The organism is Leptospira congkakensis, from assembly GCF_004770265.1.
Taxonomy (GTDB): Bacteria; Spirochaetota; Leptospiria; order Leptospirales; family Leptospiraceae; genus Leptospira_A; species Leptospira_A congkakensis.
Genome location: NZ_RQGQ01000020.1, coordinates 107,613 through 123,903 on the forward strand (window position 1 = coordinate 107,613; position 16,291 = coordinate 123,903).

Here is a 16,291-nt window from a genome sequence, read left to right on the forward strand (position 1 = left end):
TTTTGACATAAACCAGAAAAGGAAGAAGATAATTCTCTAAAGGTTATCTGGGGAAGTTCGATCCTTAAGGGAGAAGGCACCCTATGAACGTAAAAGTCCCGAACCAAAACGTAATTCAATTCCCCCAAGTAGATTGGAAGTCTTCCAAATCCAATGGTTCCGAAAACCATTCCATGGCGGTGCGGGAAAGTTTTGGGGAAATTCTGGAACGAGAATTCCAAGTGCATTCAGAAAAAAAACTACCTGGTTCTGAATACAAAACACTCGGGCGAGAAAAAGAAGAAACATCTTCTCCTTCGGAAGTTTCTAAACCGGAAGATTCCACCAAACAAGAATTAAATTCAATGTCAGAATCTTCTCGTGAAACTACAGCTACCAAAGAGCAGGCATCATCGGAAGAAACAGATGAATACACTGAAGAAGAAGATTTAGATAGGGATGCATTGGAATATAGCCTTGGCCTTGTAACTTCCCATGCTGATTGGGACCGGTCAATGGTTTCTGCCAACCAACTGAATGAACTCGCTAGTAAAGAAAAAACAGTTTTACTTTCCTTACAAAAATCTGCGGAGAAAACAACAGCTTATTCTCCTAAAGAGGGAAGTGCCTTCATCGATGAAGCTAAAAAATTGGCGATGAATTTTTTCCAAACGGAAAAAGGCACCAAAACAAATGATTCGGCATTTTCAAAATCGCAAATGCCTTTGGAGAAAGATTCTAATTTAGTTCTTTTTCCCAAAGCGGAAAAGAAACCTGTAGAAAATAAAAAAGGGAATGAAAAACCAGAATCCTTTGGTGTGAAAAAAGAATCCATCCATTCGGGTTCCGTTGTTTCTGATTTGGTATTTGCCAAAGGAAAAGAAGTTAAAGTAGAAGTAACAGAACTTCCCGGCGAACATTCTGTTCGAAAAACCGATACAAAATCAAAAACAAACAAACCATCCAAGAATAGTTCTGAAAACGGAGAAATTTCTTCGGAACAAGAAAAATCGAATCAAACTTTAAACTCAGATAAAATGATCCGTTCTCTCGGGGTGAAAGATAAAGAATTTCAAAAACAAGATTCTAAAATTCCTTCGGCTTCTGAAAAACAAAAATCTGTAGAAGCGAATTTAGTTCCCAATATCCAAACAGCAACTTCTTCCAAATCAGGGGAAGAGGGTGGCCGTTCTTCAGACGAACGAGGGACTAAACAAGGATTTACATTCACTTCCTTAGAATCCAAATCCATACAAAAAGCTGGAGAGATTCGTTCTACAGAAAAACAAACAAAACCTAAAGAAACAAATCTCAAACAGAACATCGACGAACTCATCAAACAAGCACGTTTTGACATTGTTCAAAATGGAAAGTCAAGTGCTGAGATCGTAATGAATCCAAAAGAATATGGCAGACTTACTTTAAAAGTCACTGTGGATGGTGAGAAGGTAGAAGGCCGAATCCTTGTAGAGTCGGAAGAACTTCAGAAATCTCTGCAAAATGAAATCCAAACCATTAAAGAAAATTTAAAAGAATCAGGCCTCGACTTACAAGCGCTCATCATTGATTTATGGGATGATGGGAGTGGACTGACAGATCGCAAAGAACAAAATGAACTCTACCAAACTATGGTGGATGCCGCTAAATTCCGAAACGGCGAAAACTCTTTGGGACTTGCAGAATCTTCTGACTTACTTGGTTCTGAAGAATTAGAAGAAACCAAAGTATATGAGTTTTTTGCATAAATCATTAGGAAATATAGAAAAATAGAGGATCCCATGCCAGACGGAATGCAAGACATATCGACACAAAACTCAGCTAGAACGAAATACTTTGAAGGGGATAGAACTTTCAATATTCGTAAACATTTGGATCAGTTAGAAAAAGAGGAAACAAGTGGTCTGAAAGGAATCGAAATTCGTGAGAAACAAAAAGAACTAGGAAAAGATGATTTTTTAAAACTTCTTCTCACACAACTTTCTCACCAAGATCCAACAAACCCAGTGCAAGACAAAGACTTCATTGCACAAATGGCTCAGTTTTCTTCCCTCGAACAAATGAAAAACATTTCTTCTGGAATTGCCAGAATGGAATCTAAACAAAGTTATTCGGTAGTAGGCAAAATCGTATCAGGTCCAGATCTTGTGACTGGCGAAGATGTGACAGGACTTGCCGGTGCCATTCTTTTTGATAACGAAGGGAAAACCTACGTTCGTGTGAATGGAAGGATGCTTGATGTTGCAAAAATCAATTTGATTTCTGATCCGTCACTTCTCAAAGCAGAGCCAGAATTCCAACGTCCGGCAAATGCGATTGAAGCACCGAATAATACATTAAAAAAACAAGAAGCTTATCAGGATTAATCAAAAAAGGTCGATAGAAAAAGAGAGGATATAACGTTATGATGAGATCACTTTACTCCGGAGTTTCCGGATTGAAAAACCACCAAGTAAGAATGGATGTTATTGGTAACAATATTTCCAACGTGAACACACACGGTTTTAAAACAGAGCGAGTTACCTTCCAAGATATGATCTCGCAAGAGTTACAAGGTGCTTCTGAACCAAACGAAAGAATCGGGGGAACAAACCCGAAACAAGTGGGTCTTGGTTCCCTCATTGCTGCTATTGATAAAATTATGACTCAAGGTGCTTTACAAACTACAGGAAAGAATACCGATGTTGCCGTATCAGGTGAAGGTTTCTTTGTTGTAAAAGATGGAGACAAACAATTTTATACTCGCGCTGGTGCTTTCAACGTAGATAAAAACGGATTTTATGTAAACCCTGCCAACGGTTTGAAAGTACAAGGTTGGAACTCTCGTTTGGATGATGGTGGAAACAAATACATCAACTCCGCTGGATCTTTGGAAGACATCATGATTCCTCTTTACTCCAAAGAACCTGCTCGTGCGACTCAGAACGTAGATTTTCAATCCAACCTCAATGCAAGTGTTGCAGCAGTTCCTTCTGACGCAACAGAAGAAGACATCCAACGTTATATCAATGATCCAGACCCTCGCCAAAGAAGAGGCCATGTAACATCAATTAATGTTTATGATGAACTTGGAAACACTCGCCAAATGGGAGTGGAGTTTTACAAAATGAGAGAAAACGTATGGAAGATGCGTTTCAAATTGGAAGACTCAAGCCAAGTATCTGTAGACGTAAGTGGAACCGGTGGAGAGAACACAAAAGTTTCTGGAAACCAAGAGCTCGAAGTATCCTTCACTCCAGACGGAAAAATCATCTCTGTTTCTGACGGTGTGGATTCTCAAACCACAGGAAAACTAAAAGCAGATATTTCCTTCCGAATTCCAGGAAATCCAACGGCTCAAAAATTCAGTTTGAATTTAGGGGAAGCAGGTCTTGTGGGTGGGATCACTCAGTTCTCTTCTGATTTTACAACGAAAGCTGTGAAACAAGATGGATATCCAATGGGATATATGGAATCTTTCTCCATCGACAACACAGGAACTGTGACGGGAGTATTTTCCAATGGAGTGCGCCAACCACTTGCAAGGATTGCTCTTGCGAACTTTACAAACCCAGCCGGTCTCAATAAAGAAGGAGACACAATGTATAGTTACTCTCTGAACTCAGGGGATGCAAACATTGGGGAAGCAGGAAGCCAAGGTCGTGGAAAAATCAACGCAGGACTCCTTGAGATGTCAAACGTGGATCTTTCTGATCAGTTTACAGATATGATCGTGACCCAAAGGGGATTCCAAGCCAACTCCCGAACCATCGTGACTTCTGACCAAATGATCCAGGAAGTTCTAGGTCTCAAACGATAAGATTTTAGATCGAACGGGGGAAACCCCGTTTTTTCCTTGAGTTCTGCAAAATTCTAATAAAACTGGGTCAAACCAAACTATTTAGAATTTGCTGAACTTGTCCCGCTTTCAAAAAAATACCCTCCTTACCTTTTCCCTTTTGGCGTTTGTCGCCTATGCACCGTTATACTATTCGATTCGTAATGCGATCAAAAAAGAATCCTTGCCGGTTACTTATGAATCACCTGAATCCGTTTCCTTTTTTAGTTTAGGAGACTTTGAAATTAAGGGAAAAGAATCTGACCCCAAAACCTTAAAGATCCTTGCCGAGTTAATCGATTTCGAATTTCAAAAAGTCACTGGGGGAGTTTATCTAGGAAAAGAAAATTCTCTTTCCTTAGCTAAAAAACTAAGGGCCGATTTTGTTTTTTTTGGATCTTTGGAATGGAAAGAGAAGGGGATTGAATTCACTCCGAAACTAAAAGCAGTCGAACAAAAATCAACATACACTGGTCAGTCGGCATTTCTTCCTTATGAAGAACGCGGAAAATTAGTTTCTGTCATTTATCAATCCCAAACGCATCTTTTGGATGAAACCATTCGTTTGCATCGTTTGATGAAACGTTCTCCTGAATGGAAAATTCCATCTGCCGATGAATTCCTTTCCGAATCAGAGTTTGTTCGGTTATCAGAGTATGATCCCAAGTTATCCTTGGATGAAAAAAACTCTCTATTAAAAACTTTGGATTTTCCTTCAGAGTATTTACAATTCATCAAAATTAGTATAGGTTTAGAAAAAAGAACCGAGGAATCTTTGAAAGAGATTTGGCGTAGTGTCGGTGGAAACTCCAATTTTTCCCCATACACAAGGTTCTATGTTGCAAAAAACATTTCTGAGTTCTATTTCGCAAAAAAAGAATTTAGTAAAACTATAGAATACGCAAGTGCTGCACGAAAAGAAAGAGAACTTCTTAAATCCGTATTTCATAGCGATTATGCAGACACCATTTCTTCGCTTGGAAAAGCACTTGTACTCGATGGAAAAAAAGAAGAAGCTGTTTATTACTTAACCTCTGCCAAAAAACTATATGATACTTTAGGTCTATTACTAGATCCAAATTCAGTAGAAAACTCCTATTTTTATGGCCTCCTCCTTTATGATCTTTCTCAAGCAGAACTTGCTTCCTATGAATTATCATCCATTCGAGGACAATTTAAGGGAATTCATTCCCTCTATTTGGATTTTAACTTAGCAAAAGTATATTATGATTTAGGTCGTTACACCGCTGCCTTGTCTTTGTTACAAGACCAAAGGAAAATTATTATGGAGGAAGGGTATGCCAACCATGACATCGCCTTGTATTCTTATAATTTATATGCGGCCTCTCTTTATAAATCTGGGAAATGGAGCATTGCAAAATCTATTTGGGAATCCTTTGTCCAAGCCAAATCCATTTATGGAATAGAAGAAAAACCTTATCATCGATATGCGCTTTTTAATTTGGCTCTTCTTTCTAAACTTCGAAACAACACGGAACAAATGGAAAGTTATTACAAACAATACACAAGGTTATCCCCTTATGGACAAATTGTTGACTTACCAACTAACGATCGTTTTGAAATTGGAAAACCCATTTATCCTTATACCTGGGATTCCCTTAGTCCCAACTCCTTTACCGAGTTAGAAGAAAAAACAATCCGTTCTTATACGGGTCGTTATTTGTTTAATGGACAAGATGAAGAAATTCGTGCCAGAACCTATGAAAATAGACTAGAAGACACCAATTTGTTTTTGGATGATTTGTTAAATACAAAAGCGTTTCTATCTAAACCAATGTCTGCCTTACGCAAAACCTTGTTTGGTGATCTGAAACGATTTGAAAAAGGAAATCAAATTGTATTTTTTGATATTGGCCCTGCTCTAAACCATCCCGAATATCCAGGTGTTACCTCTCTTGCCGTTGCCAAACATTTTTCCGGTATGGAAGTTGTTTTATGGGAATTACCTGGGGAAGTAGATTTGTTTTTAAAAAAAGTAAAACCGGAATTAAAAGACAGGCTTTATGCTTTTCCAAACATTCGAATTCTTTCTGCTGATGGAGTGGGTGAATTCCAAACTGTTTATACCGATCCGAATAATTGGATCCTTCGAAATCGGCCAATTCCTAACTTAAAAGGAAAAACCATCATCATTCGCGCAGCAAACTCTATTGATATTTATGAGCCTTATACAAAAATTCTTCCCCATTTTCAAAACATTGGTAAAGAATTAAAAACAAATCCAGTATTGTATTTTTTCAACAGAACCATCCTCTTAAAGCCGGCAGGAAAAGAAAAATTCATTCTAATCGGCAATCAATCCATCAGAGGATTCCATCATAACTTTCAAAGTTTGGATCGGAACGGAGAACCGCCGTATTCCATCTTGCCGTTTACTGTCAGTGAGGAAGTAAACTTATGAATTTATTCGAAACAGAATTCCTTTTTTGTATTCTTTCCGGTTTCTTTTTGTTCCATACTCTAACTAGAATCTCCGAAGAATGGAAACGTAAGGATTTGCTCTTTCAGTGGACAATGCTCACTGTTCTTGGATTTATCATTGTTGAATCATTAAAAAAATGGGGAATCCGTTCTGAACTTTGGAATACAGATTCTATCTTTGTTTATATCACAAAAAGTAATTTATTGTTATTTTTATCCTATTCCTCTTTAGAAGAAAGGATATTCGTTTTAAAACCGGTTCGCCGGATTTTGGTTTCTAGTTTTTTATATTTGTTTTGGGTCTCTTTACTTTTTGGAATTCATTTCTTTCAGACTACCATCCAAGTCCAAGATAATACCTTTATTTTACCATTTGCGATCGCACTTGGTGCTTTTGTTTGGACACGGGAAATGTTTTGGAATGAAGATTTGGGAGATAAGCGAGGGTTAGGCGATGATAGCTCCCGTTTTATTTATTTAAGCTTTTTACCGGCCGCGTTTCTCATTTTGTCTCCATGGAAAACGGATGTGAACTTTTACAACCAAGTCTCTGCGATCCTTTTCTATGGGGTTTCTTCTTTTTTGGGGTTTTTATTTGTTTCGAAATTCAAAAAAGAAACCGTCTCTTCTGAATCGGAAATCGGAATTTGGATTGGCGGCTTAGCATTTTCTTCCTGTTTGGGAACTGAAATTGTGGTGGTTCTGCCTTTGGCCATCCTTTCTGGGATTTTTGGGAGACTACTGTATTCCTATTTGTCATCCTTGTCCTGGTCGGAGTCCGGAATTCGAGGGGTGGTTTCCTTTCTCTATCCATCAGCTCTCGGAATTTTCCTTCCTTTTTTACTCACAGAACCAAACGAGTGGGTACACGCACCCTATGTATTGTTAGGAGTCCAAGTTCTGTATTTTTTGAGTTTTTATTTGGTCTCTTCTCTCTGTTTTGGGATCATCCTTCTAAACAAACAAAAGTAAGATTAATTTTACAAAAAAACAATCGACAGTCGATTTTTTCATGTCGATAGTATGCCTGTGACCAAACCTCCGGATACACAATTCATCATCACGGACGACCCTTTTTTTGAAGGCAAAATTGCCGATTATACCAAAAAGATCAAAGCAAAGGTTTTGACCTTAGCCGATCTGGATCAAATTGAAACCGATTCCCATGGTCGTATCGCCAAAGTATTGTTCTATATCTCAAGGTATGAATTAGAATCCAAACACCAAGAGATCCACCAATTCTTAAAGAACCATCCTACCATTATGTCGAGCTTTATTGTTCGAGCACCTATTGATTATACCGGATACATCGCCCTAAACATTGAGGAAGATTTATTTTTTACGAATGTTCCTGATGATGCTCCGCTTGTGTTTTTGGTCAAAGCCCTCGCCAATGCATTCACTAGCCTTCAGATGGTTGTGGACAAATTCGAACTCCAAAAACGGATCAATGTATCCACTAACGAAATTTCCAAACTCACAAGGATTGGAATCAGTCTCGCCAACGAAAAAGATTTCACTAAATTGCTCCGTGATATTTTGAATTCAGCTCGTGAAATTTCTAATTCCGATTCGGGTTCCTTGTATTTGGTGGAAAAGGATGAAAGAGGGAATCTGCGAAATTTAAGATTTAAAATTTCGGCCTTAGATCTGAATTCCGATGAATTTATTTTACCCATCAATAAAAAGAGTATCGCTGGTTACGTAGCCTTTACTGGAAAACAACTCAATATCCAAAATGTGTACGAATTGTCCGGTAGCGAAGAATACAAATTCAACAGTGATTTTGATAAAATGAGTAATTATTATTCAAAGTCTATGCTCGTGGTTCCTATGAAGGATCACCATGATGAAGTTGTGGGCGTCATCCAACTCATCAATCGAAAGAAGAATTTTCAAACCAAACTAACCTTAGAGGAAATGAAAACCAATTCCATCTTAGAATATGATAAATATTCTGAAGAGTTGGTGATGGCCGTGGCAGGACAAGCCGCTGTTGCAATTCAAAACAACAATTTGGTTCATGATATTGAAACCTTGTTTGAAGGATTTGTGACTGCTAGTGTTTCGGCGATTGAATCGAGGGATCCAACAACATCCGGTCACTCGTTTCGTGTGGCTCAGTACACAGTGGGGCTTGCCGAGTCTGTAAATGGAATCCAAGCCGGACGATTTAAGGATGTTCATTTTAATGAATCACAAGTAAAAGAAATTCGGTATGCCTCTCTTCTTCATGATTTTGGTAAGGTTGGGGTTCGGGAAAAGGTTCTTGTCAAAGCCAAAAAATTAGAAGACTACGAATTGGATTTAATTCGTTGGCGGTTTCAATTTATTTTAAAAGATGTGGAAGCAAATCTTTATAATAAGAAAATTGAATACCTTAAAAAACACGGTAACAATGGTTATGCAGAGTTTGATAAATCAATCCAACTGGAATACAATTTAGAAAAAGAAAAATTAGAAGAAATGGTTCGAGTCATTTCCGAATCGAATGAACCTTCCATTTTGGAGGAAGGAAATTCTAACTTTTTAGAAGAGATTTCCAAAATGAGTTATCATACAACAGAGGGGAACCAGTTGAATTTACTGATGCCTCGTGAGTTTAACTTTTTATCGATTCGTCGTGGTTCTTTGGACTTTGATGAGAGAAGAGAAATAGAATCTCATGTGGAACATACGTTTCAATTTTTATCCAAAATCCCTTGGACTCGTGAACTCAAAATGGTTCCTGCTATTGCTCATGGCCACCATGAGAAACTAAATGGATCTGGATATCCGAGAGGTTTGTCTGCCGTTGAAATTCCCGTCCAAGCCAAGATGATGGCCATTGCGGATATTTTTGATGCTCTTACGGACCAAGACCGTCCTTATAAAAAAGCAGTTCCTTTGGAGCGGGCCTTTGATATATTAAAAATGGAAGTCAGAGACCAACACATCGATGGCGATCTTTTGGATATCTTTATCGGTAGTAAAGCTTACGAAAGAATTTTACACAAAAGATAAATTTGTTTTCATAAAGAAGAAGGATACAATCTTTTTTTTGTTCATCAACCAAATGTTTGTTTGATGAGTTCTTCGAAATGGTTTCCTCTTTCTTCAAAATTCTTATACAAATCAAAACTGGCACCTGCTGGTGAAAAAATCACAGATTGGATTTTGTTTTGATCTGTGTTACTATTTTCTAATACAGAATCGATATTGTTTTTTAATTCTTTTAGCAGGGAAGGTAGATCAGGGAAATAATGAACTGGAAATCCACTTATATCAAATTCTGATTTCCAAACATCAACCGCCTTACCATAAACCCAAATCGGACATTCCAATTCTTTCCATCGTTTTAAGAATGGATCAATTGGTTCTGTTTTGGGAATTCCTCCCAAAATCAAAAACAATCCATCTCCTTTTTTGAATCCAGAAATCCCTGAAAGCATGGAATGTAAATTTGTGGATTTGGAATCATTGATGAATTGAATGTTCCGGTATAAATTTTGAAATTCAGAACTGTCCATCTTTCGGAATCGGTGTGGAAGTCCAGTAAAGGATTCAAACCCATTTTGGATTTCTTTCCAATCCATTCCCATAGTTTCACTAAGGGCAATAGCAAAACATAAATTCATTAAGTTGTGTTTCCCTTTGAGTGGAAACTTGGATGTGTCATAAATATGATTGGGAGTGTGAACTAAATTCGGTTCTAAACTCACAAAGTAATTTTGATTTTCACCAATTAATTTTAAATTGGAATGATCCAAAATTTTATCTTCCAAAAAATTTAGAAAGTTCGGACTTACAAAGGATATATGATTTGGGTCACTTAAGTTTTGAATTTTCCATTTTGCTTTTGCATAATTTTGCATGGTTTTATGTCTTTCTAAATGATCAGATGCCAAATTTAAAATAGCAGATGCAGTTAAGCTAAGGTTAGGTGAGTCATCTAATTGATAACTAGAAAGTTCCAATACAACTAAATCTAAAGGTTCCAAACAAAAAGAAGTAAAAGGAACTCCAATATTTCCTCCCATTTTTGAATTCGGAAATTTTGATTTTAGAATGTGATAGGTAAGGGCTGTTGTCGTGGACTTTCCATCGGTTCCCGTGATCCCAATGACAGGGCCTTTGTAAAAAACTCGAGCCAAAGCAATTTCGCTTAGAACCGGAAGTCCTTTTTTTTTCGCTTCTTCTAAGATAGGATGATCAGGAAGGATACCAGGGCTTTTGATGATACAATCGATTCCCTCTAATGTTTCCTGTGGGTGATTGTCTGACAAAACAGAAGTATACAATTGGGCATTGGCTCTTTCTGGAAATTTGTCTGCTAAGATACAGTGTTTTCCAATAGAAGATAATAATTTGGCAGAGGAATCTCCTGAGGAACCCCCTCCTAAAATAAGGAATTTATGGAACTGGCCGAGGTCGATTTGTGTTGGAATGGTTTCAGAAAACATTGATTGACACTCCGCTAAAATACGATGATTTTGTAAAATCATATCAGGTTGGGTAAATCGGTGCTGAAACACGAAGTGAAAGACGGAAAACTGGTTGTATATCTGGAAGGTCGATTGGACGTTTCTGTGGCAAATGAAGTGGAAGAGGGCCTTATGGAACTCATCGACAATGCTGGTCATAGAAAGGTTCTTCTAAACATGAAGGACGTTGAATATATGTCTTCCTCTGGATTCCGAGCTTGTATTTCCACGCTCCGCAAATTGAATTCCAAAGAGGGTTCCTTAAAAATTTCCAACATCAAACCTGCAGTCAAACGTATCTTTGACGTCATTGAACTCACTTCTCTGTTTGATATCTATGATTCCGAAGACGCTGCGCTAAAAGCGTTTTAAGTGGGTTTTTGAATCCTGTATTACATAAGATTGTAGAGACCAAACACGAGGAGATTCGTGTGGTTAGGGGGAAGAGCCTTCCTCCTCGTATCATTCCTATACGACCTTGGGAATCACACCTCAAAACAAATTCCATTTCAGTCATTGCTGAGTGCAAAAAAGGAAGCCCTAGTTCCGGAATCCTTAGACCCAATTATTTTCCTGTAGAAATTGCTTCCATTTATGAATCTGCGGGTGCCGGTGCCATTTCTGTCCTTACCGATTCCCAATATTTTTTTGGATCCTTAAACGATCTCAAATCAGTAGCAGAATCAGTTTCTATCCCTGTGATCAGAAAGGATTTTATCATTGATCCGATCCAAATTGACGAAGCCTATTCTTATGGCGCCTCTGCCATTTTACTCATCGTAAGAATACTTTCTCCTAAAGATCTAACTTCCTTACATAAGTATGCTAAGAGTTTGGGTCTTTCTGTCCTTGTGGAAACACACAATCGAGAAGAGGTAAAAACAGCACTGGATGCAGGGGCAACCACCATCGGTATCAATACAAGAGATTTAGATACATTCGAAATTCATAAAAATCTAATAGAGGAAATTGCTCCCGAATTAGATAGCTCCATCATCCGCGTGGCTGAATCAGGAATTGAAAGTTATGCTGATTGGCAAAAATACAGAGGTATTGTAGATTCTATGTTAGTTGGCACATATTTTATGAAAAGTAAAGACATTGCCAGTGATTTTAAGTCTCTTTTGTCAGGAAATTAATTTCAATTTTTTTAGTACAATCCAAGTATTTCAGTCGAAAATGGATCCTTTCATTTGGGGTATCCCTTAGATAGACTAAGGGATTTGAAAGATAATTTCGCTTTTCTCCAATTGTCCATCCACTATTCTATCCGCATGAACTGGAAGCAATTCCTAAAGGGTTTCATATTATTCCTCCTCTATATAGGAACTGCCAAGTTGGGAATGGAATATTTTTCGTTCCAACCAGTGAACTTGGCAGTCCTCTGGATCCCCTCTGGAATTGGACTCATCGGTTGTTTGTTTTTTGGGTATTGGTTTTTGCCCGTGGTTTGGCTTGCTAGTTTTATTTCCAATAAAGACGGCCTGATCAGCAGTCACCATAATTTAAGTCAGTTCGATTTGTATCTTAGCATTTGTCTTACTGCTGGTGTGGACACATTACAATCCACTTTAGCATATACATTTTGGATTAAAAAAATTCGTAAAAGTTTAAATTCCGCAAAAGACAATTTTTATTTTGTTACTTATGTTTCTTTTCTTTCCAGTGTCATTTCCATTTTGTGTTTAGGTGGAGTTCTTTATACTTTCGGATATTTTTATAAACTAAATTTTTCTGAAATCATTCATACGCTGATTGTCATTATTTTTGGTGATACAATTGGTATATTCATCACAGTCCCATTTTTTATGGCCTGGAGAAAGTTTCGATTTGAAGACTTTTCCATTAAGTTAATCCTTTGGACCACTGCTTTTATTTTAGTACAGGCAATCATTGTTTATCGTTATCCATATCTTTTCTTTTTATCTTTTTTGATTTTGATTTATCTTGGTTATAGATTCCAAATCCGAGGGGTCACCTTGGGTGTGTTTCTTTTATATCTCTCGAGTATCCTTATGACGAGGATGGGAATTGGCCCATTTGTTTACCCGGGTGTTTTTGATTCGTATATTTATTTAATATCCTTTCTCATTCCTTTTTCTATTTTGTCTGAGTTTATCACTCTACAATACCAACGTCTGATAGCTTATCGTTTCGAGTTGGAAAAGAAAGTTTTTGATCGAACTAAGTTACTCAGAAAACAAGTTTTTGAAAAGAACAAAGCCATTGAAGCCTTACATACTTCGGAGAAATTGTTAAGTGAATCCAATCGCACCAAAGATATATTTTTTTCGATCATTGCACATGATTTGAGAAATCCATTAGGGGCATTCAAACAATTAACAGAACTACTCTACGAAGACTTTGATTCTCATACGAACTCGGAAAAAAAAGAAACTATTTTTGAAATTCAAAATTCAGCGTCTATGTTGTATGGACTTTTAGAACAACTTCTGGATTGGGCCAGAACCCAAACGGGAAATATGCCATTCCGCCCCAAACAAATCAATCTCATCCATCTTATTACAAAAATCACAGACCAAGTGGAATCTTCGGTCAAAAAAAAATCCATTCATATAGTGGTCGATATCCCTGTAGAGTTGGCTTACGTTTATGCAGATTCTGAAATGATCCAAACCGTCCTTCGCAATATCATTACAAATTCGATTAAATTTACAAATGATAATGGTGAGATTAAAATCATTGTGAAACAAGATGAAGATGGGACGCGAGTGGAATGTCATGACAACGGAGTTGGGATGGGTAGCTCTGATTTAGAGAAATTGTTTCGTGTGGACGCACAAATAACCAGTATTGGATTAGAAGGGGAAAAGGGAACGGGTCTTGGCCTCATCCTTTGTAATGAATTTATAAAATTACATGGTGGTGAAATTTGGGCCACAAGCGAAAAAGGAAAAGGAACAACGGTTAGCTTTCGATTGCCCGATCCTAAGTAGATGGAATACCTTCCTAATATTGAAATCGAAACGTAGTGGTGGTTTTATTTTTCCTTGGCTAAATAAGGAAGATAAACTACAAATTTTGTATCCCCCGGTTTTGATTTTACTTCAACGATTCCTTTGTGTTTTTCGATGACTTGTTTTGATATATAGAGTCCGAGTCCTGTTCCTTGTCCCACTGGTTTCGTTGTAAAAAATGGATCAAAAATTCTGTCGATGATATCTTGAGGAACACCACTTCCTGAATCTTGAATGGAAATATAAGCATAGTTTTCCCCATTTAAGTTAGTTTGTCCGATTTCTATTTTGAGACTTCCTTTTCCATTCATAGATTGAATTGCATTTTGTAATAAATTCGCCCAAACTTGGTTTAGTTCATCAGGATAACATAAAATAGGTGGTATTGGAGAGAAATTTGTAATAATTTGAATTCCTTGTTTGGTATATCCTTCTAAAACAGCGATGATATTTTGAATGGAATCAGAAAGTTGGATCGATCGTTTTTCAGCTTTAGGATCAAAATGTGTGAAATTCTTTAATGCTTGGGCAATTTTGATTGTTCTGTTTGCCGCAATTTGAATTGTGTTTGTTCCTTGTAAGATCATAACCACTTTTTCTGCTAAGGTGATTAGAGAATCCGACCTCTTTTCTGAAAAAACAGAAATCCAATCTTTTGGAATTTCCTTGAGCCCTAAGTTTACTAACAATTCGGAAACTTTTTCTATATCATCGATTCTAAGGGTTTCTAAATGGCTAAGTAATTCCTGTTTTTGTTGGCGATAGTCTTTCCCAGAAGGTGGTTCCACTTGGATCAGAGACAATTCCACTAAAGAAATCAGAATTGGATAACAGTCTTTTGGGATTGGTTCGTAATATGGCAACTCTCTAAAGAAATCTGCGATATGCTCACGAATGGAGTCGCTTGTCATAATGACAGCACTGAGCGGTGAATTGATTTCGTGCGCAACACTTGCGACCATGACTCCCAAAGAAGATAGTTTTTCGGATTGGATCAATTGGTGTAAGGCATCTTCAAACTTTAATTCAGCAGAAACAATTTCTCCCGAAATGTGTTTCGACAAAAAGATCGACTGAAAAAAAACAAAAAGAAGTAATCCATAATTTAATATAAATGGCTGTGTTTTGTGTAATAGAGACAAAACAATATCATGACTGGCAAATCCAATCATTAAGATAATGGATAATCCAAGATAAACATATCCAGCGCGTTTGTCTCTTATGTAACTAATGATTAAATATAAGGCAATAGCTAGTATAGGGATAATTATACACAAAACATAGAGGTGAATGAAACTCATTAGGTAAATAGAACCAAAAATCGAAATAAATGAAGGGACGATTAATACTCCCGAGGCAATAGATATGATTTTTTTTGAAATATATTCTTTCGTTAAACTATATATATAGTTTAATCCCAAAATGACACCAATATATTGTGTGAAAAAATCAATCCTAAACACTACTTCACTGGGAATGGATTCAAACAATACAAATAAAGTTTCCGATCCTGCCGCTAGAATTTGAAAAGACATCACAAAACAGAAAAGAAAAAAATAAAGAGAACCTATGATTTTCCTTCTTGTGAAGTGCATTCCAAGTTGATAAAAACCTAAAAAAATAAACCCACCGACGACAATGGCATCCTTTAATATTTCTTTTTCACGAGAGGTTTTCAGAGATTCATAAGTTCCGAAACTTGGAGGAATCCGAATTCCGCCTAAGGGATAAAAACGATTTTTTACAAAAACAGTAAGATGGATCGGGTTATTGTTTGCAGGTAGTAGGGGCATCAAGTGAGGTTTGATATCAAAACCTTCCATTGTATTCGTTAATGATCCAGTGGAACCAATTTTTATTTTGTTTTGGTACACTTCACAATCTGAAAATAAAATTGTAAAATCAATGGCAAACTTCTCCGTGTTATGGGGCGGATAGATTGTGAGATGATAACTTCCAATTCCATAACCTATCTTTTCCTTTTCGCTATTTGGGTTATATGAATTCCAATTGGGAGATTCTGGGATAGAAACTAAAATGGTTTTTTCTGTTTCATGAAGAGTGAATTCTCCTGGTGTAAATTTCCATTCTCCTTCTAAGGAAAAATGTTCCACTTCTTTAAAGGAATGATTTTGAAGATTTAAAATTCCATTTTCTAATTTAGGAAATTTGTTTCTGTCGCCTGCACAGGATAATAGAAAACAAAAGAATAACAATGTTTTGGAAATAAATTTCATAAAACTCCCTTGCCTGCTTTTCTCTTGAATTTCCTGTAAGTCCATCCAGAGAAACCTATTTAAACTTGGGTCAAGTTTTATTTTATAATTCTTTAATTAGGAAATAAAATCTTTTTAACAGAACTTTCTTGGTCCTATTGAAAACGATTTCACGTAATATCTGTTATGCTCCCTTGCTGCCGGTACCTGGGCAGAAACATAGTTCGTTTTTTCGTAAATTAGATTTTCTATTCTTAACTTAATGAGTTGATAAGTCTTCGTTTGCTCTGAAATTCACAAAGAAATTTTGAAAAAAAAGAAATCATTTCGGGACAATTTTTACAATAGTTGATTGACGTGGAGTGTACATTCCTAATGATGGTGAAACGGTGATTGAGT

The 16,291-nt window shown here is 36.9% G+C and carries 10 protein-coding genes and 1 pseudogene; 9 read left to right on the forward strand and 2 right to left on the reverse strand.

Going from position 1 to position 16,291, the window contains the following annotated elements:
• The first annotated feature begins 83 nt into the window (after window positions 1-83).
• From EHQ70_RS17980 to EHQ70_RS18005, 6 genes and pseudogenes are all read left to right on the forward strand, one after another.
• Window positions 84-1,724 carry a flagellar hook-length control protein FliK gene (locus EHQ70_RS17980; protein ID WP_135588768.1) on the forward strand — a complete coding sequence of 547 codons (1,641 nt, stop codon included), beginning with the start codon at window positions 84-86 and terminating at the stop codon, window positions 1,722-1,724.
• Between the two features lie 45 nt (window positions 1,725-1,769).
• Window positions 1,770-2,264, forward strand: a pseudogene (locus EHQ70_RS17985) (flagellar hook capping FlgD N-terminal domain-containing protein); the annotation flags it as partial.
• Between the two features lie 116 nt (window positions 2,265-2,380).
• The gene (gene flgE / locus EHQ70_RS17990) at window positions 2,381-3,775 is read left to right on the forward strand and encodes a flagellar hook protein FlgE (RefSeq protein WP_100742444.1); all 1,395 of its coding nucleotides are present in this window, start codon (window positions 2,381-2,383) and stop codon (window positions 3,773-3,775) included.
• Window positions 3,776-3,872: 97 nt separating this feature from the next.
• Complete coding sequence (locus EHQ70_RS17995; RefSeq protein WP_208729590.1) at window positions 3,873-6,215, forward strand: tetratricopeptide repeat protein; 2,343 nt, start codon at window positions 3,873-3,875, stop codon at window positions 6,213-6,215.
• The gene (locus tag EHQ70_RS18000; RefSeq protein WP_135588774.1) at window positions 6,212-7,207 is read left to right on the forward strand and encodes a hypothetical protein; all 996 of its coding nucleotides are present in this window, start codon (window positions 6,212-6,214) and stop codon (window positions 7,205-7,207) included. Before EHQ70_RS17995 ends, EHQ70_RS18000 begins: the two co-directional genes overlap by 4 nt.
• 51 nt (window positions 7,208-7,258) lie before the next feature.
• Window positions 7,259-9,238: an HD family phosphohydrolase gene (locus EHQ70_RS18005; protein ID WP_135588776.1), complete on the forward strand. Its 1,980-nt coding sequence runs from the start codon at window positions 7,259-7,261 to the stop codon at window positions 9,236-9,238.
• Window positions 9,239-9,282: 44 nt separating this feature from the next.
• Here the strand turns inward: EHQ70_RS18005 and murD are convergent, their stop codons facing one another.
• Complete coding sequence (murD, locus tag EHQ70_RS18010; protein ID WP_135588778.1) at window positions 9,283-10,677, reverse strand: UDP-N-acetylmuramoyl-L-alanine--D-glutamate ligase; 1,395 nt, start codon at window positions 10,675-10,677, stop codon at window positions 9,283-9,285.
• A gap of 60 nt (window positions 10,678-10,737) precedes the next feature.
• Between murD and EHQ70_RS18015 the strand changes: the two genes are divergently transcribed.
• The 3 genes from EHQ70_RS18015 to EHQ70_RS18025 all read left to right on the forward strand — a co-directional run bounded on the left by EHQ70_RS18015 (window position 10,738) and on the right by EHQ70_RS18025 (window position 13,655).
• Window positions 10,738-11,070, forward strand: a complete 333-nt coding sequence (locus EHQ70_RS18015) for an STAS domain-containing protein (RefSeq protein WP_002971981.1) — start codon at window positions 10,738-10,740, stop codon at window positions 11,068-11,070.
• Between the two features lie 8 nt (window positions 11,071-11,078).
• Window positions 11,079-11,837: a beta/alpha barrel domain-containing protein gene (locus tag EHQ70_RS18020; RefSeq protein ID WP_135588780.1), complete on the forward strand. Its 759-nt coding sequence runs from the start codon at window positions 11,079-11,081 to the stop codon at window positions 11,835-11,837.
• Between the two features lie 135 nt (window positions 11,838-11,972).
• Complete coding sequence (locus tag EHQ70_RS18025; RefSeq protein ID WP_135588782.1) at window positions 11,973-13,655, forward strand: sensor histidine kinase; 1,683 nt, start codon at window positions 11,973-11,975, stop codon at window positions 13,653-13,655.
• A 44-nt stretch (window positions 13,656-13,699) separates the two neighbouring features.
• Here the strand turns inward: EHQ70_RS18025 and EHQ70_RS18030 are convergent, their stop codons facing one another.
• Window positions 13,700-15,913: an ATP-binding protein gene (locus tag EHQ70_RS18030; RefSeq protein WP_135588784.1), complete on the reverse strand. Its 2,214-nt coding sequence runs from the start codon at window positions 15,911-15,913 to the stop codon at window positions 13,700-13,702.
• Window positions 15,914-16,291: the final 378 nt, after the last annotated feature.

Excerpts from the sequence above, each read along its gene's own strand:
- EHQ70_RS18005 (WP_135588776.1), top strand. The coding sequence starts at position 7,259 with ATGCCTGTGACCAAACCTCCGGATACACAATTCATCATCACGGACGAC.
- EHQ70_RS18030 (WP_135588784.1), bottom strand. The coding sequence starts at position 15,913 with ATGAAATTTATTTCCAAAACATTGTTATTCTTTTGTTTTCTATTATCC.
- flgE (WP_100742444.1), top strand. The coding sequence starts at position 2,381 with ATGATGAGATCACTTTACTCCGGAGTTTCCGGATTGAAAAACCACCAA.
- EHQ70_RS17980 (WP_135588768.1), top strand. The coding sequence starts at position 84 with ATGAACGTAAAAGTCCCGAACCAAAACGTAATTCAATTCCCCCAAGTA.
- EHQ70_RS18000 (WP_135588774.1), top strand. The coding sequence starts at position 6,212 with ATGAATTTATTCGAAACAGAATTCCTTTTTTGTATTCTTTCCGGTTTC.
- EHQ70_RS18025 (WP_135588782.1), top strand. The coding sequence starts at position 11,973 with ATGAACTGGAAGCAATTCCTAAAGGGTTTCATATTATTCCTCCTCTAT.
- murD (WP_135588778.1), bottom strand. The coding sequence starts at position 10,677 with ATGTTTTCTGAAACCATTCCAACACAAATCGACCTCGGCCAGTTCCAT.